Annotated in this window: 17 protein-coding genes and 2 pseudogenes; 8 read left to right on the plus strand and 11 right to left on the minus strand. The window is 61.3% G+C overall.

The window, feature by feature from the left end; genetic code table 11:
• Positions 1-100: 100 nt before the first annotated feature.
• Complete coding sequence (locus ACWIKB_RS32445) at positions 101-1,252, minus strand: MFS transporter (protein ID WP_475271506.1); 1,152 nt, start codon at positions 1,250-1,252, stop codon at positions 101-103.
• Positions 1,253-1,389: 137 nt separating this feature from the next.
• The gene (locus tag ACWIKB_RS32450; protein WP_475271507.1) at positions 1,390-1,641 is read right to left on the minus strand and encodes a hypothetical protein; all 252 of its coding nucleotides are present in this window, start codon (positions 1,639-1,641) and stop codon (positions 1,390-1,392) included.
• Positions 1,642-1,733: 92 nt separating this feature from the next.
• Between ACWIKB_RS32450 and ACWIKB_RS32455 the strand changes: the two genes are divergently transcribed.
• Both ACWIKB_RS32455 and ACWIKB_RS32460 read left to right on the plus strand, forming a co-directional pair.
• The gene (locus ACWIKB_RS32455) at positions 1,734-2,513 is read left to right on the plus strand and encodes an AraC family transcriptional regulator (protein ID WP_475271508.1); all 780 of its coding nucleotides are present in this window, start codon (positions 1,734-1,736) and stop codon (positions 2,511-2,513) included.
• A 44-nt stretch (positions 2,514-2,557) separates the two neighbouring features.
• On the plus strand, positions 2,558-3,550 hold the full coding sequence (locus ACWIKB_RS32460) for a diaminopimelate epimerase (protein ID WP_475271509.1): 993 nt from the start codon (positions 2,558-2,560) through the stop codon (positions 3,548-3,550).
• A gap of 130 nt (positions 3,551-3,680) precedes the next feature.
• Here ACWIKB_RS32460 and codA read toward each other — a convergent pair whose 3' ends face one another.
• The 6 genes from codA to ACWIKB_RS32490 all read right to left on the minus strand — a co-directional run bounded on the left by codA (position 3,681) and on the right by ACWIKB_RS32490 (position 9,678).
• Positions 3,681-4,925 (minus strand): cytosine deaminase, encoded by a 1,245-nt coding sequence (codA, locus tag ACWIKB_RS32465; protein ID WP_475271510.1) that lies wholly within the window; start codon positions 4,923-4,925, stop codon positions 3,681-3,683.
• Between the two features lie 13 nt (positions 4,926-4,938).
• Positions 4,939-6,210 carry a cytosine permease gene (gene codB, locus ACWIKB_RS32470; RefSeq protein ID WP_475271511.1) on the minus strand — a complete coding sequence of 424 codons (1,272 nt, stop codon included), beginning with the start codon at positions 6,208-6,210 and terminating at the stop codon, positions 4,939-4,941.
• A gap of 365 nt (positions 6,211-6,575) precedes the next feature.
• Positions 6,576-7,400 carry an alpha/beta fold hydrolase gene (locus ACWIKB_RS32475; RefSeq protein WP_475271512.1) on the minus strand — a complete coding sequence of 275 codons (825 nt, stop codon included), beginning with the start codon at positions 7,398-7,400 and terminating at the stop codon, positions 6,576-6,578.
• A 193-nt stretch (positions 7,401-7,593) separates the two neighbouring features.
• Positions 7,594-8,046: a GNAT family N-acetyltransferase gene (locus ACWIKB_RS32480; protein WP_475271513.1), complete on the minus strand. Its 453-nt coding sequence runs from the start codon at positions 8,044-8,046 to the stop codon at positions 7,594-7,596.
• 110 nt (positions 8,047-8,156) lie between these two features.
• Positions 8,157-8,513 (minus strand): 6-carboxytetrahydropterin synthase QueD, encoded by a 357-nt coding sequence (queD, locus tag ACWIKB_RS32485; protein ID WP_201190933.1) that lies wholly within the window; start codon positions 8,511-8,513, stop codon positions 8,157-8,159.
• Between the two features lie 85 nt (positions 8,514-8,598).
• Complete coding sequence (locus ACWIKB_RS32490; protein ID WP_475271534.1) at positions 8,599-9,678, minus strand: patatin-like phospholipase family protein; 1,080 nt, start codon at positions 9,676-9,678, stop codon at positions 8,599-8,601.
• A gap of 264 nt (positions 9,679-9,942) precedes the next feature.
• Between ACWIKB_RS32490 and ACWIKB_RS32495 the strand changes: the two genes are divergently transcribed.
• The 4 genes from ACWIKB_RS32495 to ACWIKB_RS32510 are packed head-to-tail and all read left to right on the plus strand — an operon-like array spanning position 9,943 to position 12,538.
• Entirely contained in the window at positions 9,943-10,251 is a 309-nt protein-coding gene (locus ACWIKB_RS32495) for a PepSY domain-containing protein (RefSeq protein ID WP_475271514.1), read from the plus strand.
• The gene (locus ACWIKB_RS32500) at positions 10,251-10,556 is read left to right on the plus strand and encodes a PepSY domain-containing protein (RefSeq protein WP_475271515.1); all 306 of its coding nucleotides are present in this window, start codon (positions 10,251-10,253) and stop codon (positions 10,554-10,556) included. Before ACWIKB_RS32495 ends, ACWIKB_RS32500 begins: the two co-directional genes overlap by 1 nt.
• A 3-nt stretch (positions 10,557-10,559) precedes the next feature.
• Positions 10,560-11,228, plus strand: a complete 669-nt coding sequence (locus tag ACWIKB_RS32505) for a response regulator transcription factor (RefSeq protein ID WP_123409931.1) — start codon at positions 10,560-10,562, stop codon at positions 11,226-11,228.
• Entirely contained in the window at positions 11,225-12,538 is a 1,314-nt protein-coding gene (locus tag ACWIKB_RS32510; RefSeq protein ID WP_475271516.1) for a sensor histidine kinase, read from the plus strand. The genes ACWIKB_RS32505 and ACWIKB_RS32510 overlap by 4 nt, the downstream gene beginning before the upstream one ends.
• Positions 12,539-12,678: 140 nt before the next feature.
• Here ACWIKB_RS32510 and ACWIKB_RS32515 read toward each other — a convergent pair whose 3' ends face one another.
• The 3 genes and pseudogenes from ACWIKB_RS32515 to ACWIKB_RS32525 form a co-directional block, all read right to left on the minus strand.
• Positions 12,679-14,361, minus strand: coding sequence for an MFS transporter (locus ACWIKB_RS32515; protein ID WP_475271517.1), 1,683 nt, complete (start codon positions 14,359-14,361; stop codon positions 12,679-12,681).
• Between the two features lie 393 nt (positions 14,362-14,754).
• Positions 14,755-15,510 (minus strand): methyl-accepting chemotaxis protein, encoded by a 756-nt coding sequence (locus tag ACWIKB_RS32520; protein ID WP_475271535.1) that lies wholly within the window; start codon positions 15,508-15,510, stop codon positions 14,755-14,757.
• Positions 15,511-15,612: 102 nt separating this feature from the next.
• Positions 15,613-16,902: pseudogene (locus ACWIKB_RS32525) on the minus strand (PDC sensor domain-containing protein); the annotation flags it as partial.
• A gap of 404 nt (positions 16,903-17,306) precedes the next feature.
• Between ACWIKB_RS32525 and ACWIKB_RS32530 the strand changes: the two are divergent.
• Together ACWIKB_RS32530 and ACWIKB_RS32535 are read left to right on the plus strand one after the other, a co-directional pair.
• Complete coding sequence (locus ACWIKB_RS32530; protein ID WP_475271536.1) at positions 17,307-18,626, plus strand: Na+/H+ antiporter family protein; 1,320 nt, start codon at positions 17,307-17,309, stop codon at positions 18,624-18,626.
• 202 nt (positions 18,627-18,828) lie between these two features.
• Positions 18,829-19,599, plus strand: a pseudogene (locus ACWIKB_RS32535) (cache domain-containing protein); the annotation flags it as partial.
• Positions 19,600-19,773 lie beyond the last annotated feature (174 nt).

A 19,773-nucleotide genomic window follows, 5' to 3' on the forward strand; every position in this document is an offset into this window, starting at 1 on the left:
CTTTCGCGAGCAAGCCCGCTCCCACATTGGATCTGCGTCGTACACAAATCCTGTGTTCACCAGAGATCCCTTGTGGGAGCGAGCCTGCTCGCGAAGCTGTTCAGACCTTCAGTACTTTCCCGCCAATGGCCACCGCCACCAGTAACACCGCCATCAGCCCAAAGGCAAAACTCAAACTGCTGCCATGGGCGATAAACCCGATCAGCGCAGGTCCGGCGAGGATCCCTGCATAACCGAGGGTAGTGATGGCCGGCACAGCGATGCTTTCTGGCATCACAGTCTGTTTGCCCACCGCGGTGTACAGCACCGGCACGATGTTCGAACACCCTGCGCCGACCAGTGCATAACCCACCAGCGCCGCCTCCCAGGTCGGTGCGAATGTCGCCAGCGCCAGGCCCACTGCGGCGATCAGCCCACCAAACACCATCACCTTTGTCGCGCCCAGGCGGCGCACAATCGCATCCCCGGTCAAACGCCCGGCGGTCATGGTCAGTGCAAACGCGGCATAACCCAGTCCGGCGTATGCCGTGTCGATCCCGCGCTCGGAGGCCAGGAACACCGCGCTCCAGTCGAGCACCGCGCCTTCGGTGAGGAACACGATGAAACACATCATGCCGATAAACAGCACGATGCCATGGGGTACGGCGAACGCCGGGCCTGAGCTTTCACTGCCATAAGGCAACAGATGCGGCACCGCTTTCAGCAATGCGGCGATCAACATCACAACCACCACCAGCGTCGCGCCGAGGGGCGAAACACCGAGGCCGAGCAGGGCGCTGACACCTGCTGCACCGACGATCCCGCCCAGGCTGAACAAGCCATGGAAACCCGACATCATGGTCTTGCCGCTGGCGCGCTCGACGATCACCGCTTGCAAGTTAACCGTCGAATCCACCGTACCCAGCCCCGCGCCAAACATGAACAGCGCCGCAATCAACGCCGGTATCGACGACACCGTCGCCAACAGCGGCAGCGCCGCGCAAATCAGCAAAACCCCGGCGCTCACTACGCGACGACAGCCAAACCGCGTTGCCAGAATTCCCGCCACCGGCATCGCAATAATCGACCCCACCCCCAGGCACAACAGCAGCAAACCGAGCGTCCCTTCATCCAGTCCGGCTCGCGCTTTGGCATATGGCACCAACGGCGCCCACGCGGCGATGCCGAAACCGGCGATGAAAAAAGCGATGCGCGTGGACATCTGTTCCAGGCGTCCGGGAACAAAAGAGGTGGGGGTGTTGAGGTTGGTCATATCGATCCTTGGCAAAAAACGTCGCGTACCCAAGGGACAGTGACTTACCGGTCAGGTTCGATCAGTGTCCGCAGCGGTTCGCGGTCAGGCAGGCTGACATCCTTGCACAGCCTTACCCTCAATCGCGAGCGCGGGTGTCAGCCGCGTTCGCACAATTGGCGCAGGCGTTCGTCACGCACTTGCAAAATCTCGAACAAACCCAGCGCTTTCAGCGCCGGCAAGGCCTCGACAATGTCCTGCTCGGCCTGGCGCCGATGTTCATCGCTGGCCCCCGGATCGGCCAGCATCCGCGCATTGATCAGAAAAGCCCCGACCGTGCCTTTGCGCACAGTGGTGCCGTTGAATTGGCCTTGGTCGAGATGGTCGGGAAGCAGGTCTTCGGCGCGCATAACGATGACTCCTGTTGAATGAGGGTTCAGCCTAAAACGTTATTCATGGCTAAACTGCGTCATTCGGGTCATTCGATAACGTAAAACTGCCAATGGTGAAACCGCTGATATCCACAGAGCTGGCGCAATCTTCCACAGCGGCGCAGGTAATCGCGGTCACGCTGGACAGTCCCGTCGAGCGCCAGAGTACCTTGCACCAGCATGCTCGTGGGCAATTGCTGGGGGCGCGGCGCGGGTTGTTGTCGGTGGACGCGGCAGATCATCACTGGGTGGTGCCGGCCACCCACGCGGTGTGGGTTCCACCGGACTGCCTGCACGGTTTGCGCTCCCATGGCCCGTTCCATGGCTGGAGCGTCTACGTAGCGGCGTCTGCTTGTATCGGTTTGCCTGGGCAACCTTGCATCATCGCCACCTCGGGCCTGCTCCGGGAAGCTGTGGACCGCGCCGCGACCTGGGGCGACAGAGAACGGGATCAGCGACAGGAGCGGGTCGCCCAACTGATTCTCGATGAAATTGCTGCACTGCCCAGCGAGCCTTTCGGCCTGCCGCTGCCCCGCGATCTGCGATTGCGCCGGATCACTCAAGCGCTGGCCGATGACCTGGCCGACAACCGCTCGCTGGAAAACTGGGCGCAGTGGGGCGGGGTGTCGGCACGCACCCTGGCCCGGCGTTTCGTCAGCGAAACCGGCTTCACCTTCAGCCAATGGCGCCAGCGCGCGCGATTGTTGCGAGCGCTGGAATTGCTGGCGGCGGAGGTGCCGGTGACGACCATTGCGCTGGAACTGGGGTACGACAATGTCAGTGCGTTTATTGCGATGTTCCGCCGCACGTTCGGGGTGACGCCGGGGCGGTATTTCACCGCCGGGATTTGACGCTACAGTACAGGCACTTTTCACACTGACTGCAGGACCGATCCATGACGCCGTTCTACGATGCTCGGGGCAATATTTATGCAGTTGTGGCGCCTGACGCTGTGCGACGTAGCGGCATCAATGTGCCAGAGCAGGCCCGCGACGCGGCACACACCCGTGAAGCCTGGGCATTGTCGGCCATCGAGGCATTCTGCGGCTGGGCGCCCGGAACCCAGCCACCCGGCAGCAAAGTTCATCGCTGCGACGGCTTGCTGGTCGGCCCGTTTCAATCCTCGCCGCCCTTTGATCTGCTGATCGTCAATACCGACGGCACCCTGGCCGAGCGCAGTGGCAATGGCTTGACGATTTTCTCCCAGGCGCTCAGTGAGCAAGGTTTGCTGCCGAAGGAGGGACCGTGTGTGCTCCGGGTTCATCACGACAAAAGCGATGCGGTTTCACCGGTTGAGACTTCCGTGAAACCAGCCGAGGTCGATGGCGTGCACGGCTTCTGGCTGGACTTGGGCAAACCTTCGTTCGGGCCGCAAGCGGTGGGCGCGGACGGTGTTGAAAACGAGACGTTGAATGGCCGCGAGGTCAGCCATGTGCAGCCGTTGTCGGCGCTCGATCCGGCATGGTGCCGTAGCCAGTTTGTGCGGGTCGGCAATCCTCATTGCGTGACGTTGGTCTCCGGTGTCGAAGCATTGCCGAGCAATCAGCAAATGCGTGCACCGGGTTTGTCTGAAGGGCTGACGCGTATCGCCTACGCCATGCCGACCGGGGCAGGGCAACCATGTGCGGCGGGGGTGAATCTGCAATGGGCGCTGCTTGAGTCTGAAGGTCGTGTGGTGGCGCGGGTGTTTGAGCGTGGGGAAGGGCCGACGGCATCGTCGGGCACCAGCGCCAGTGCGGTGGCTTGTGCGGCCTGGCGGGTGGGATGGGTGACGGCGGGGGAAGTGAACGTGGTCATGTCTGGTGGGACGGCGCCGATTCTTTTGGAAGAGCAGGGCGGTGAATTGAGTCGGGTGAGGTTGTTCGGCACGGCGCGGTTGATGGGGTGAATTCAAGATTGCCTTCGCGAGCAAGCCCGCTCCCACATGGGATCTTCAGTGGACACACACTTTGTGTTCGACACAGACCTAATGTGGGAGCGGGCTTGCTCGCGAAGAGGCCCGCTCATTCAATAGAGATTTAGGGTTGATTCGCCCATTCCACCACCGGCATCTGCCGCTTCATCAACACTTCCCCGCCGCGAATCGAATACAGCGGCAAGCCCTGGCTGCGAATCACCTCGTAATCACTGTCCGCCGACAGAATCAGCAGATTCGCCGGTCGCCCGCGCTCCAGGCCATAACGATCCCCCAGGGCCATCGCCTTGGCGCTGTTATCCGTCACCAGATCCAGCGCACTTTGCAGGTTGCGGTAACCGAGCATGTGGCAAATGTGCAGGCCCGCTTCGAGCACTCGCAGAATGTTGCCGTTGCCCAGTGGGTACCACGGATCGACGATCGAATCCTGGCCGAAACAGACGTTCATGCCCGCTTCCAGCAACTCGTTGACCCGAGTCACGCCACGGCGTTTCGGGAAGTTGTCGAAGCGTCCTTGCAGGTGAATGCTTTCGGTGGGGCAGGAGACAAAACTGATCCCCGAGTGCCCAAGCAACCGGAACAGCTTGGCGCAGTACGCGTTGTCGTAGGAACCCATTGCCGTGGTGTGGCTGGCGGTGACTCGCGAGCCCATGTCGCGGCTGCGGGCTTCTTCGGCCAGCACTTCGAGGAAGCGTGAATGCGGGTCGTCGGTTTCATCGCAGTGCACGTCCACCAGGCAACCGGTGCGCTCGGCCAGGTCCATCAGGAATTTCACCGAACTCACGCCCTGATCCCGGGTGTACTCGAAATGCGGGATGCCGCCGACTACATCGGCGCCCATGCGAATGGCTTCTTCCATCAGCTCCCGACCGTTGCGGTAGGACTCGATGCCTTCCTGGGGGAACGCGACGATCTGCAGGTCGATCAGGTGACGGCTTTCTTCGCGCACTTCGAGCATCGCCTTGAGCGCGGTCAGGGTCGGGTCAGTGACATCGACGTGGGTGCGCACATGCTGGATGCCATGGGCGGCCAAGGTCTGGATGGTTTTTTTGGCGCGGGTCTTGGTGTCTTCCAGGGTGATAGTCGCCTTGCGCTCGCCCCAGCATTCGATGCCTTCGAACAGCGTGCCGCTCATGTTCCAGCGCGGCTCGCCAGCCGTCAGCGTAGCGTCGAGGTGAATGTGCGGCTCGACGAAGGGCGGCACCACCAGGTTGCCACCGGCGTCCAGGTCGTCGGGGCCCAGGGTCGGGGCTTCGGTCTGACGGGCGATGTTGCTGATCAGGCCGTTTTCCAGGTGCAACTCATGCAGGCCTTCTTGGTTGCGCAGGCGGGCGTTGATGATGTGCATCAGGCGAATCCTTTTAGAGATCTTGTAATGGTGCATCGGCAGTGCGGACACCCAGCACTCCGGTCAATATCACATACGTTAGCGCGGCAGCGGCAATGCCTACCAGCGGCGCGACCCACGGCGAGCCGAACGCGGCGATTGTGCCGACCGCATAAGCACTCAGGCCGGGCCAGTTGAACGCCGGCAGCCGGGCATCCGCCAGACGTGGATATTGACCGCGATAACGGAAGAAAAAATCCGCCATGATCACGCCGCCAATCGGCGGAATCACCGTGCCGAGCAAAATCAGGTAAGGCACCAGCATGTCGTACATGCCGAGCAGCGCCAGCAAGGTGCCGATCACCGCGCCGGCCAGGGTCACGGTTTTGCGCCGCCCGGTGCGCAACAGGTTGCAACCGGCGACGGCGAAGTTGTAGATGGTGTTGTCCTGGGTGCTCCAGATATTGAGCAGCAGCATCGCCATCGCCGCCATGGCGAAACCTTGTAACAGCAGCACTTCGACCACGTCCGGCTGCTGATAGACGATGGCCCCGTAGGCGCCGATCAGCACCATCAGGCCATTGCCGATGAAAAAGCCGATCAGGCTTGCCAGCACCGCGACTCGCGCGGAACGGGAGAAGCGTGTCCAGTTGGTCGCCTGGGTGGCGCCGCTGACGAAGGTGCCGAACACGAGGGTAATCGCCGTTGACCAGTCCAGCGATCCGGTCGGTGCCACGGCTAGCAACCCATCGAGCCCGCCGACTTTGACCGTTGCGACCCACATCGACAGCATCAGCAACAACATCATCGCCGGCACCGCGATGTACGACAGAATCTCCAGCCCGCGATAACCGACATACGCGGTCGCGCAAAACACCATCCCGAACAACACCATCAGCCCGAGCACCGTGCCCTCGTCCAGCTCGAAATACTTGCCCAGCACCACGGCGGCCGTGGCCGTGCCCCAGGCGTACCAGCCGATCTGGGTGAAGCCGAGGATCAAGTCACTGAGCTTGCTGCCGACTTCACCGAAGCAGAAGCGGCCCATCAACACCGAGTTGAGACCGCTCTTGAAGGCGATGTAGCCAAGGCCTGCGGCGTAGATGCCCAACAGCAAATTGCCGACGACAATCACCGCCAACATCTCGGCAAAACTGAACGCGACCCCGAGCTTGCCGCCGGCAAACATGGTTGCGGTGAAGAAGGTGAAACCCAGCAGCACCATGGCCGTGGAGGCGAGGCCCTTGCGGGCGTGCATCGGGACTTCGCTGAGGGGGTAATCGTTACCCGGATCGTTCTGCGTCATGGGGCGTTCCTTGCTGGATGAGAGACGCGAAGGGGGTTGCAGTGGTCGTGCCAAGCGTGGGGTGGTGGGGTTATTTATAGACGAGGCGGGGTATCAGGGCGCGAAAGCGGTGCAGATGGCGGAACACAAGACCCATGTGGGAGCGGGCTTGCTCGCGAAAGCGGTGTGTCAGTCACATCAATGTTGGATGTGCCAACGCTTTCGCGAGCAAGCCCGCTCCCACAGGGGGATATGGTTTCGTCAGGGGGATGTTGATCGTTCCCACGCTCTGCGGGGGAATGCCTCAACGGACGCTCCGCGTTCGGCACTTGATGGGACGCTGAGCGTCCCGGGCTGCATTCCCGCGCGGAGCGTGGGAACGATCATCATTCGGCCAAGGGCAGAAACCGCAGCAGCGCCGCGACGATCGCTTCCGGCGCGTCTTCCTGCACCAGATGCCCGGCATTCGGAATCGCCTGAAACTGCGACCCCGGGATCATCCGGTGCAGCGCCTGCCCACGTTCGATGGGAATCCACTGATCATCCTCACCCCAGAGAATCTGCACCGGGCAACGAATCGTCGGGTACAGCCCTTCGGCCTCGCGGGTATAGCGCTCATCCATCTGCGCGATCTGCCGATAGAACGCCGCTTGCCCAGGTTCCCCCAGCCACGGCTGCACATAGGGCGCCAGTTCATGATCGGGAATCTCGCGTTTAATCGCGCCGCGAATGTAGGTCGGCACGATGGCCCGCTGGATGTAATCAGGCAGTCCGCTGAACGCCGCTTCATGCTGGCGCACATGCTGCACGAACGGCGAGCCCCAGGGCGTCAGCGCCACTGGGTCGATCAAGGTCAGGCTGCGGTAGTTTTTGCCGTTCAGCAGGTGCGCGCGCAGGGCGGTGGCGCCGCCGAAATCGTGGGCCACCACGTCTGGCCGCTCCAGCCCCCAATGGTCCAACAGCTGGGCCAGCAGCTCGTTCTGCACACCGAGGGACACATCGGCCTCAACTTTTTCGGATTGCCCATACCCCAGCAGATCAAAGTAATGCACCCGGTGCGTGGCGATGAAATGCGGCGCAATGCGATGCCAAACGTAGGAAGAGAAGGGCGTGCCATGCACGAACACCAACGGCGGGCCGTCGCCGCGTACGGCATAGCGAACCGAGTGCCCGTTGAAGCGATAGGTTTGAGGCAGAGGCCAGTCAGTCATGGGGGTGTCCTCTTGGCGTGGGGGAGCCAAAAAGCATAGGCATCTATGGGGGTGGCTAATGCAGCAACTGACGAAACGCATTCTTCCTTGTGGGAGCGGGCTTGCTCGCGAAGAGGCCGTGTCAGCCAACATCAATGGTGACTGATGTACCGCCTTCGCGAGCAAGCCCGCTCCCACAGGTGTTGAGTGGGTTTCAGTCCAGCACTTTGCTCATGTGCACCCGACGCAAGCCGTTCTCCTCGACCCGGTGGGTTTCGACATACCCGCGGCGGGTGTACAACGTGATGTTTTCGCTCATGGCTTCGTTGGTGTAGAGCCGGATTGTCGGGTAACCCGCTTCCCGTGCGTGGCGTTCGGCGAACTCCAGCAACTGCCGGCCAAGGCCTTGGCCCGTGACCGTAGGGTTGACCGCGATGTTGTCCAGCAGCAAGTACTCTTCGGTGTCGATCAGCACCACAAAGCCGCTAAGCGCCTGTTCATCTGCGAGCACATGTACGCGCCGGGCCAGCACCTGACTGGCGTAGTCATCCAGCATCGGCGCGGGTTTACGGCCGATACGCTCGATGTAAGGCGAGTAAGCCGCCTCGACGATGGCTTCGATCTGCGCGATATCCTCAAGCGTAGCGGGACGAATAAGCGGCGACATGAGACGGGTTCCTTTGGGCCAAGGATGGGGCCTGACTGTACTCGGCGCGAGGGCGAAACGACAGGCATAAAAAAACCACCGTCGCCGGTGGTTCTTCTGAATCAGCTGTTTTATTCGCCGTGATAAATGCAACCGCTGGTGCACGTCTCATGGATACGAATCGCGCTGAGTTCCGGCAGCAGTGGCTTCAACTCGGTCCAGATCCACTTGGCCAGCACTTCACTGGTCGGGTTTTCCAGACCAGGAATGTCGTTCAAATAGTTATGGTCCAGACGCTCATACAACGGCTTGAAGATCGCCTTGATTTCCGAGAAGTCGCGGATCCAGCCGGTATGCGGATCAAGGTCGCCGCTCAAGTGGATCGCCACTTTGAACGAGTGACCGTGCAGGCGACCGCACTTGTGGCCGTCCGGTACGTGGGGCAGGCGGTGGGCGGATTCGAACGTAAACTCTTTGAAAATTTCCACAGTGATTTTCAGCTCTGTCAGGTGGCGATCGCCGCGGCGATGTGGGCAGGCGGCGAGTTTACCAGAGCGCCGGGCAAAACACTGACTAAAGGGTCAGCAAGCGCTCGCCGAGGCGACCACTGGCGGCCAGTTCGAGGAACTCGTCGCCCATGCGGCGGCTTTCCTCCATCGCTGCGCGCCAGTATTTCTGCCGGCTCGGGGCATCGCCCATAAAGCGTTTGAAGTCGTTCCGGTCCGGCAACTTGCCGTAGGGCAGGCGCGCCAAGTATTCCTTCGACGGCGACAGCAGCAGGACATCCTGCAAGCGCGCCGGACAGGCGCGGCGCCACGGCAGGGTCTTGTCGAACCAGCCGGGAATGATCCGGTCGGTGAAGTGCGGATAGAGCACGATGTCGTTGCCGCTGTAGGGCAAGTCCAGGTGATAGTCCAGCAAACCGCCGTCGCGGAAGGTCCCGGCGCCGGCACCGGGCAAGTCACGCACGCCTTCCATGACCATCGGGATCGAGCCCGACGCCAGCAACGCCTGGCGCAGATTGCCGGCATTGAGGGCGACGAAGCGCGACGGGAAGTCATTCAGCGCGTTGACCGGCGGCGCCAGGCGCGGGTCATGGATGATCAGGCGCTCGAAATGTCGCGACAGCCGTGCGCGACCTCGCAGGTTGTCGGCGATCACCGACGACAGGCCCAGCCCCAGGCGACCGCGATGGTCATGGGCGAGCAGGCCGTGGCTCTTGACCACCATGATGTTCAATCGGTAATGGGCGTTGTCGAGGATCGTGGCGTCGCGCCCGTCCAGCAGCTCATCGAGCATACGCCGGGAGCTCTGGCTGATCTGCGCCATGGTCACGCCCTTATCGAAATTCTGCTCGGTGTACAGATGACCGAGCCGGCGAATGCCTTCGGCGGCGTCCGGCAAGCAAGCGCTGGCAAACCGCCAGGAACCGACCGACGCACCAATCAACGAACGCTCTCGCGGTGCCGCCGGCAGCCATTCGCCGAACAGCGCCAGGTCCAGACCTTGAATCCCTAACGCCTTGGGTCCACCGGCAGCTCCCGGCAGCGTGCCGACATCGGCGGCGCTCAGGCCGTTTTCACGAATGCGCGCGAAGGCCCGGGGGCCGGCCTTGAGGGTCAGGGACGGGAACTTGATGTGGATAGCGGTCATACCGGTCTCGATGTCGGGCAAGCGGGGGATTATAGACATCCAAAATCCCCCTGTGGGAGCGGGCTTGCTCGCGAAGGCGGTGTGTCAGTCTATACACATGTTGCCTGACACACCGCTTTCGCGAGCAAGCCCGCTCCCACAGGTTTTATGCATATTGTGTGTGCTGTGTTGTCATGACCAATGATGGCAATTCAGTTTCAGTTAAGTTCGCCCCGTTAAGGTGCACCCCGTACGCAACACATAAAAAATACGGAGACACCCCAATTGAAAACCCTGACTCCCCTGTTCACCGCGTCCATCATCGCCATGACCACCAGCCTCGCCCACGCCCGTGACCTGGGCCCCGACGAAGCCCTTAGGTTGCGTGACGCTGGTACCATTGTGTCTTTCGAGAAGCTCAACGCCATCGCCCTGGCCAAACACCCGGGTGCCAAGGTCACCGAAACCGAACTGGAAGAAGAGTACGGCAAGTACATCTACCAGGTAGAGCTGCGTGACCCGCAGGGCATTGAGTGGGACCTGGAATTGGACGCTGTCAGCGGGCAGGTTCTCAAGGATCATCAGGATACGTAATGAAGGTGCTTTCATATTCACGCATGGCATTGGTGCTGCTGGCGTTTTGCTCAGTGGTCGTGGCCCGCGACCTGGATCAGGACGAGGCCCTGCGCCTGCGTCAGCAGGGCGTGATCCTGCCGCTCGAGAAATTGCTGCAACAGGCGCTGGATCGCTATCCCGGGTCCAAGTTGCTGGAAGCCGAGCTCGAAGAAAAACACGACGTCTACATTTATGAAGTCGAACTGCTGACTACCGAAGGTGTGGTCCGCGAACTCGATATCGAGGCCGCCACGGGCCGTTTATTGAAAGACAAGGAAGATTGACCGATGCGATTGCTGCTGGTGGAAGACCACGTGCCCCTGGCCGACGAATTGATGGCCGGCCTCAACCGCCAGGGTTACGCCGTGGACTGGCTGGCCGACGGGCGCGACGCGGTGTACCAGGGCAGCAGCGAGCCCTATGACCTGATCATCCTCGACCTGGGCTTGCCGGGTTTGCCGGGACTCGAAGTGCTGACCCAATGGCGCGCCGGCGGTTTGTCCACTCCGGTGCTGATCCTCACCGCGCGGGATTCCTGGGCCGAGCGCATCGAAGGCCTCAAGGCTGGCGCCGACGATTACCTGAGCAAACCCTTTCACCCCGAAGAGCTGCACTTGCGGGTCCAGGCGTTGTTACGTCGTTCCCACGGCCAGGCTAACCAGCCGACGCTCAAGGCCAACGGCTTGCACCTTGATGAAGGTCGCCAGTGCGTGACCCGCGACGGCGCTGATATTCAACTCACCGCCGCAGAATTCCGCCTGCTGCGTTATTTCATGCTGCACCCTGAACAGATCCTCTCCAAAAGCCACCTCGCCGAACACCTCTACGACGGTGAAACCGAGCGCGATTCCAATGTGCTGGAAGTCCACGTCAACCACCTGCGGCGCAAGCTGGGGCGCAGCGTGATCGAAACCCGTCGCGGCCAGGGTTACCTGTTCGGCGGGCAAGCCCAGTGAGGTCGATCCAGCGCCGCTTGAGTCTGGGTTTGATCAGCGTGATGGTGATCGTCGGCCTGGTGCTGGCGCAAACCAGTTTGTGGCTGTTCGAGATGGGTTTGCAGCGCTACCTCGAAGCGGGGCTGCGCAACGACAGTGAAAACCTGTTGGCTGCATTGGTGCGCGGGCCCCAGGGTTTGCAACTGGATGAACGACACCTGGCACCGGCCTATCAACGGCCGTTTTCCGGGCATTACTTTCGCATCGATTTTGCCGACAGCCACTGGCGCTCCCGTTCGTTGTGGGATCAGGAGCTGCCGCAACTTGATCACGCCGGGTTGCACAGCAATCTGCAACTGGGCCCGGAAGGCCAGCAACTGCTGATCTTGCGCTCGGACTATCGGCGTCTGGGCCAGTCGATTTCCATCAGCGTGGCGCAGGATTACACGCCGGTGCGTGAGAGCTTTTTGCGCATGCAACAGGTCGGGCTCGGGCTCGGGTTGGCGGGTTTGTTGCTGATTCTGCTGCTGCAACGGATCACCGTGCGCCGCGCCTTGCGTCCACTGGAAAAGGCCCGCGAGCAAATCGCCCAATTGCAGCAGGGCCAGCGCTCGCAACTGGATAATCAGGTGCCGGTGGAACTGGAGCCGCTGGTGGCGCAGATCAACCATTTGCTGGCCCACACCGAAGACAGCCTCAAGCGTTCGCGCAATGCTCTGGGCAACCTCGGGCATGCTTTGAAAACCCCGTTGGCGGTGTTGCTCAGTCTGGCTTCCAGCGAAAAACTCGACGCCCACCCGGAGCTGCGCAAGGTCATCCAGCAACAGCTGGAACAGGTTCAGCAGCGGCTTAATCGCGAACTCAACCGCGCCCGGCTGTCCGGCGACGCCTTGCCCGGCGTGTTGTTTGATTGCGATGCCGAGTTGCCGGGGTTACTGGCCACGCTGAACATGATTCACGGTGAACATCTTGAGTTGAGCTACCGAGCACCCGCCGGTTTGCTGCTGCCCTGGGACCGCGAGGACTTGCTGGAACTGCTCGGCAACCTGCTGGATAACGCCTGCAAATGGGCGGACGCCGAGGTTCGCTTGAGTGTGGTCGAAATGGCCGACAAATTTGAACTGAGTGTGGAGGACGACGGCCCGGGCATTCCCGAAGAGCAGCGCGCCCAAGTGTTCAGTCGCGGTACACGGCTGGATGAACAAACTGACGGGCATGGCCTGGGATTGGGCATCGTGCGCGACATCGTCGACACCTGGGGCGGGACGCTGCTGTTGCAGGAAAGCGAGTGGGGCGGGCTGAAGGTCGTGATCGAGTTGCCCAAGCGCTGACACTGAAGTCCAAACAATGAGCAACCTGTGGCGAGGAAGCTTGCTCCCGCTGGGGCGCGAAGCGGCCCCCAAAAATGGGCCTGCTGCGCAGTCCAGCGGGAGCAAGCTCCCTCGCCACAGTGTTCAGTTAACCCCCACCCCTATGTGTGATGAATCTCCCGATCCTTGGTTTCCGGCATAAAGAAAATCCCCAGCACCGCCGTCATCACCGCAATCACAATCGGGTACCACAACCCGTAATAGATATCCCCGGTGGCCGCGACCATGGCAAACGCCACCGTCGGCAGGAACCCGCCAAACCAGCCATTACCAATGTGATAGGGCAGCGACATCGAGGTGTAGCGGATGCGCGCCGGGAACAATTCCACCAGCCATGCGGCGATTGGGCCGTAGACCATGGTCACGTAGATCACCAGGATGGTCAGCATCAGCAGCACCATCGGGTAATTGGTCTTGGCCGGGTCGGCCTTCTCGGGATAGCCGGCCTCCTTGAGGGCGGTGCCGAGGGTGGCGGTGAAGGCATCGTTTTTGGCCTTGAAGTCGGCGGCGGGCATGCCGCTGCCTTCGAAGCTCTGGATTACTTTATCGCCGATGCGCACCTGGGCGACGGTGCCCGGTTCGGCGTTTTCGTTCTTGTAGGGGATGGCCCGTTTCGCCAGCAGCGTCTTGGCGAGGTCGCAGGAACTGGTGAATTTGGCCTTGCCCACCGGGTCGAACTGGAACGAGCACTGGTCCTGATTGGCGATCACCGTCACCGGGTTTCTTTCCTGGGCGATGAACACGTCGGGGTTACCGTACTGGGTCAGCGCATGGAAGATCGGGAAGTAGGTCGCCGCCGCGAGAATGCAACCGGCCATGATGATGCCTTTGCGGCCGATGCGGTCGGACAGGCTGCCGAAGATCACGAAGAACGGCGTGCCGATCAGCAACGAGCCGGCGATCAGCAAGTTGGCGGTTTGCGGGTCGATCTTCAGGGTTTGCAGCAGGAAGAACAGCGCATAGAACTGCCCGGTGTACCAGACGACAGCTTGCCCAGCGGTGCCGCCGAGCAGCGCCATGATCACGATTTTCAGGTTGTCCCAACGAGCGAAGGATTCAGTCAGCGGCGCCTTTGACGACTTGCCCTCAGCCTTCATTTTCATGAACACCGGCGACTCGCTGAGTTGCAGGCGGATGTACACCGAGACAATCAGCAGCAGGATCGACAGCAGGAACGGAATCCGCCAGCCCCAGGCTTCGAACGCTTCGGTGCCAAGTGCTGTGCGGCAAGCGAGAATCACCAGCAGCGACAGGAACAGGCCGAGGGTCGCGGTGGTTTGAATCCATGAGGTGAAGTAACCGCGTTTGCCTTTGGGCGCATGCTCCGCGACGTAGGTCGCCGCGCCGCCGTACTCACCGCCCAGTGCCAGGCCTTGCAGCAGGCGCAGGGTGATCAGGATCACCGGCGCCGCCACGCCGATGGTCTCGTAGCCTGGCAGGAAACCCACCACGGCCGTGGAGATCCCCATGATGACAATGGTGATCAGGAAAGTGTGCTTGCGCCCGATCATGTCGCCCAACCGGCCGAACACAATCGCTCCGAACGGTCGCACGGCGAAACCCGCGGCGAAGGCGAGCAGGGCGAAGATGAAGGAGGTTGTCTCGTTGACGCCGGCAAAGAAGTGCTTGGCGATGATCGCGGCGAGGGAGCCGTAGAGGTAGAAGTCGTACCATTCGAACACGGTGCCCAGGGACGAGGCGAAAATGACCTTACGCTCCTCCTTGGTGATGCCGTGGTGGGGCGCGCTGCCCGTGCCCGTGGTGGTGGTGTCGATTGTGGCCATGGGTGTTCTCCGTCGTGCGCTTGTTGTAGGCCGGAGCACCTCATTACTCTTATTGTCGCACCCAGGCCCTTGGGCTGATGTCATGGGGTTGCGCGAAGCATGGAGCTGAAACTTGCTCGCGATGGCGTCAGCTCTGACACACCGCGTTATCGTTCTTCGCGGGCAAGTCGGATCGCCTAACCGCTCGCTCCTACACAGCCTTGCTTTGCGGCGAGGCTTCTTAAAGCATAATCAGCTTCGCGCAAATATCCACTCACCAGCCCGCAAACCCTAGAACCTGTTAGAGAACCTGTGGGAGCGGGCTTGCTCGCGAAGAGGGCGTGTCAGTCACCATCAATTTTGGCTGACACACCGCTTTCGCGAGCAAGCCCGCTCCCACAGGGGATTGCGGCGTTAGACGCGGAACTGATCCATCAAGCTCTGTTGCTGATTCGCCAGGCTGTTAAGCGACTGACTTACCCGCGCCGATTCATTGGCCTGCCCCGACAGTGACTCGGTGACATCGCGGATGGTCGCTACGTTGTTGTTGATCTCCTCGGCCACCGCGCTCTGTTCTTCCGCGGCGCTGGCGATTTGCAGGTTCATGTCGCTGATCACCGTTACCGCATCGCCAATCTGGCGCAGCGCGGTGACCGCCTGGCCGACTTGCTCGACGCTGCCCTGAGCTTGACGATGACTGTTGTTCATCGAGCTGACCACTTCCTGGGTGCCGCTCTGTAACTGCTCGATCACTTGGCGGGTTTCCTCGACCGACTCCTGAGTACGCCGCGCCAGGTTGCGCACTTCATCGGCCACCACGGCAAAACCGCGTCCGGCTTCACCGGCACGGGCCGCCTCGATCGCCGCGTTCAGGGCCAACAGGTTGGTCTGCTCGGCGATCGCACGAATCACTTCCAGCACCGAACCGATCTTCTCGCTGTTCGCCGCCAGCCCTGCGACTTGCACCATCGCCGCGCTCATGTCGGCGGCGAGGTTATCGATGCTGGTGGTGGTGCGGTCGATCACAGTCAAACCCTGACGGGTCGCCTGATCGGCATCGCGCGCGGCATGGGCCGCCTGGGCGGCACTGCGGGCGACGTCCTGGGCGGTGGCGCTCATTTCGTGGGATGCAGTGGCGACCTGATCGACCTGACGGTATTGCTGTTCCATGCCGGCGCTGGTCTGGGTGGCGATGGCGGAGGATTGGTCCGCGGTGCTGCGCGCGTCCTGCACCGAGCGTTTCACTTCGGCGATGATCGGTTGCAGCTTGTCGAGGAAACGGTTGAACCAGCCGGCCAACTGGCCCAGTTCATCCTTCTTGTCGTAGGCCAGGCGTCGGGTCAAATCACCTTCGCCACTGGCAATGTCTTCGAGCATGTGGGCCACACCGAGGATTGGTTTGGTCACGCTGCGGGCCATCAGCCACACCAGCAACAGGCCGATCAATGCGGCCAGCACGCCCAGGCTGAGTTCGACCAGCGTGCCGGCGCGGTTGCTTTCATCGAGTTGTTGTTTCAGTGCTTCGGCCGGGCCTACCAGGACCTTCTCCGGCACGTCGAGCAACACGCCCCAGGACTTGCCGCCGGGAATCGGCTGGAACGGCGACAGCACTTTCAGTTGCTCATTACTGTGCAGGCTGGTGGTTTTGCTGCTGGTGCCGAGCAGACGAACCAGTTCGGCGCCATTGGTCTTGTCCACAACATCCAGGCGCTGGCTGAGTTTGCTGGCGTCCGGGCTGTAACCGGCGAGCAAGCCGACCGGGCTGAGGATGCTGACGCTGGTCTGGCCGTCATAGAGCTTTTTGCTCGCGCCCTGACTGACTGCTTGCAGGCTGTTGAGGTTGATGTCCACCGACAGCGAGGCGATGACTTTGCCGTTGACCATCAGCGGGAAGACGATGCTGGTCATCAGCACGTTCTGGCCGTCGATCACATAGAAGTAAGGTTCAATCACGCACGGTTTGAGGGTGGTGCGCGGGCAGGTGAACCAGGCGTTGGCCGGCTCGCCGCTGGGGCCAGTGCTGGTGTCGGCCATGTCGCTTTCGGGCAGTGCCATTGACGTCACTTTGCCCGGCGTCGGTTGCGACCAGTACAGGGCGAAACGGCCCTTGTCGTTGCTGCCGAGCTCAGCCTGGCCGGCGAACAGTTCGTCCTTGCCGTCCAGCGCATTGGCTTCGAACACCAGGGACAAGCCGAGCAGTTCCGGGTTGGCCTGCAGGGCCGACTTGACCTGGCGGGTCAGGTCTTCGCGCAGGTCGAAGGCATCAAGAAAACGCTTCTCGGCCTGATCGCGCAGGAACAGCACCTGACGCGAGAAACCGTGGCCATATTGGTAGGCGTCCATGAATTGCTGACGAATGTTCAGCGCCTGGTTTTCACCCTGGGATTCGATCCGCGCCTGGGCGGCTTCGGTGAGCATCTCCATGCTCGACGCTTTGACCAGCGCAGAACTGTGCTCCATGCGATACAGCGAAAGACCCACCAACAGGGTCACGATACCCGCCAGGCAGAGCCCGGCCAGCAGGGTGATTTTCCATTGGATGGAGAGTTGTCTGAGCGACATGGAGACGTCCTTATTCGATATTTATCTGAGACTTTGCACTGTAACGGCCGCGAAACTGCTTTCTTTATGGCGTCATCTGAATTCGCTGCGCTACTGCTTTTGTGGTGATAACTCTTCCCTGTGGCGAGGGGGCTTGCCCCCGTTGGGTCGCGAAGCGGCCCCCTGCATCCCTTCAGCCACACCGCATTGGAAGGTTTTGCGACTGCTGCGCAGCCGAACGGGGGCAAGCCCCCTCGCCACAGGGTTCATCACAATCCGTAATATCGGCATAGCCCAAGCGCTTTGACACGAGGCCCTCTCTGCGGCACAGTGCGCGCCCTCTAATAAAACCCATCCCTTACTCCGCTGGCGGCTCTTCGCAGACTGCCGGCCGGGCTCATTTCGCTTGCCTTGAGGTAACGATGATTAATGCTGTAATTGCCGCGGTTGGCGTCATGCTGGTGCTCAGCCTGTCCCGCGTGCACGTAGTGATCGCGCTGATTATCGGCGCCTTGGTCGGTGGCCTGACCGGTGGCCTTGGCATCGACGCGACGCTCAAGGCCTTCAACAGTGGCCTCGGCAACGGCGCGACGGTGGCCTTGTCCTACGCCTTGCTCGGCGCTTTCGCCGTGGCGATTGCCAAGTCCGGTTTGGCCCACGCCTTGGCGGACAAGGCCCTGGCGATGGTTGACCGCCAGCACGCCAACGGTGGCGGCTCGGTCAAGTGGCTGTTGATCGGCCTGCTGTGGGTGGTGGCGATCGCTTCGCAGAACATTCTGCCGATACATATCGCCTTTATTCCGTTGCTGGTGCCGCCGCTTCTATATGTGCTGACCAAGTTGCAACTGGATCGCCGCTTGATCGCCTGCGTCATGACCTTCGGCCTGATCACGCCGTACATGGTGTTCCCGGTGGGCTTCGGCAATATCTTCCTGAACCAGATTCTGCTGGCCAACGTCGCCAAGAGCGGCGTCGATATCAGCCAGATCAACGTCATGCACGCCATGGCGATCCCGGCGATGGGGATGGTGTTCGGTCTGTTGGTGGCAGTGTTTTTCAGCTACCGGAAAAAACGCGTCTACGACCTGGCGAAAATCGAGCAGGTGGAGCAGGTCAGCGTTGCCTACAACCCGTTGACCCTGTGCGTGGCCGGATTGGCCATCGCGGCGGCGTTCATCATTCAACTGCTGCTGGACTCAATGATCATCGGCGCCCTGGCGGGGTTCCTGATCTTCTCGGCGTCGGGGATCGTAAAGTGGCGTGAAACCGACGACCTGTTCACCGAAGGCATGAAGATGATGGCGATGATCGGTTTCATCATGATCGCCGCCTCGGGGTTTGCCGAAGTGCTCAAGGCCACCGGGCAAGTGCGCACGCTGGTCGAAAGCGCGGCGGCCTGGATCGATCACAGCAAGGCCATTGGTGCCTTGCTGATGTTGTTGGTGGGCTTGATGGTCACCATCGGCATCGGTTCGTCGTTCTCCACCGTACCGATCCTCGCGGCGATCTTCGTGCCGCTGTGCGTGCAACTGGGGTTCAGCCCGATGGCGATCGTGTGCATCGTCGGCACCGCCGGCGCCCTGGGCGACACCGGCTCGCCCGCCTCGGACTCGACCCTGGGCCCGACCTCCGGTTTGAACATCGACGGCCAGCATCACCACATCTGGGACACCGTGGTCCCGACCTTCCTGCACTACAACCTGCCGCTGCTGGCGTTTGGTTGGGTGGCGGCGATGGTTCTCTAGGCAACAGAGATTAAGTGTGGGAGCGGGCTTGCTCGCGAAGAGGGAGTGTCAGTCGACATCATCATTGACTGACACGACGCCTTCGCGAGCAAGCCCGCTCCCACAGTGGGATTGTGATACCCGACGATTCAACTTTTGATCTGGCCTGCCGTTAACGCCTTTAACCACGCCAATAAAATCAAAAGAGTGAACCGTCATGCGCATGAGCCTGAAGGCTAAAGTCCTGTCCCTTGCCGTACTCCCGGTGTTGCTCTTCGCGCTAATCATCAGCTTGACCACGCTGTTCATTCTTCAGGAACAGGCCCGCAAGGAGGTCGAGGAAACTCGCCAGAGCCTGCTCAAGGACGCCAAGGCCACCCTGCAAAGTTACGTCGCCGTGGCCATGACTGCGATCAAACCGCTTTACGACGCCGCCGCCCCCGGCGATGACGCGGCGCGAGCCCAAGTGGTCAAGTTGCTGTCGAGCATCAGCTACGGCAAGGACGGCTACTTCTTCGGCTACGACTCCAACACCGTGCGCCTGTTCAAGTCCAACAGCCCCGAAGGCGTGGGCCAGAGCTTCAAGGACAACCGTGACCCGAACGGCGTCTACGTCAACCGCGACCTGGTGAAAGTCGCCAAGGACGGCACTCACTACCTGCAATACAGCTCGCCATTGCCCGGCAACAGCCAAGTGCTGGTGCCCAAGCTCGGCTACACCGAATACTTGCCCAAGTGGGACATGGCGGTCGGCACCTCGGTCAACCTCGATGGCATCGAAGCCCAGGTTGCACTGGTCCAGGCCAAGGTCACCGAACGGATGGAAGGCGTGGTGCTGAGCATCGTCGGGATTGCCGTGGTCGTGCTGCTGGTGATCGCGGCGGCGGGGATGTTGCTGGCCAACGCGATTCTGCGACCGCTGAACCTGATGAAAGCCAACCTCGATGACATCGCGGCGGGCGAGGGCGACCTGACCCGGCGCCTGACCATCACCAGCGAGGATGAACTCGGTCAATTGGCCGGTTCGTTCAACCGCTTCGTCGACAAGATCCACGGCCTCGTTCGTCAAATTACCGAAATGACCTCGCAACTGACCGGGCTGGTGAACCAGGTGTCCGATCAGGCCCAGCGCTCGGATCAGGCCATGGAGCGTCAGCGTCACGAGACG

The organism is Pseudomonas sp. 5Vm1k (assembly GCF_056161485.1).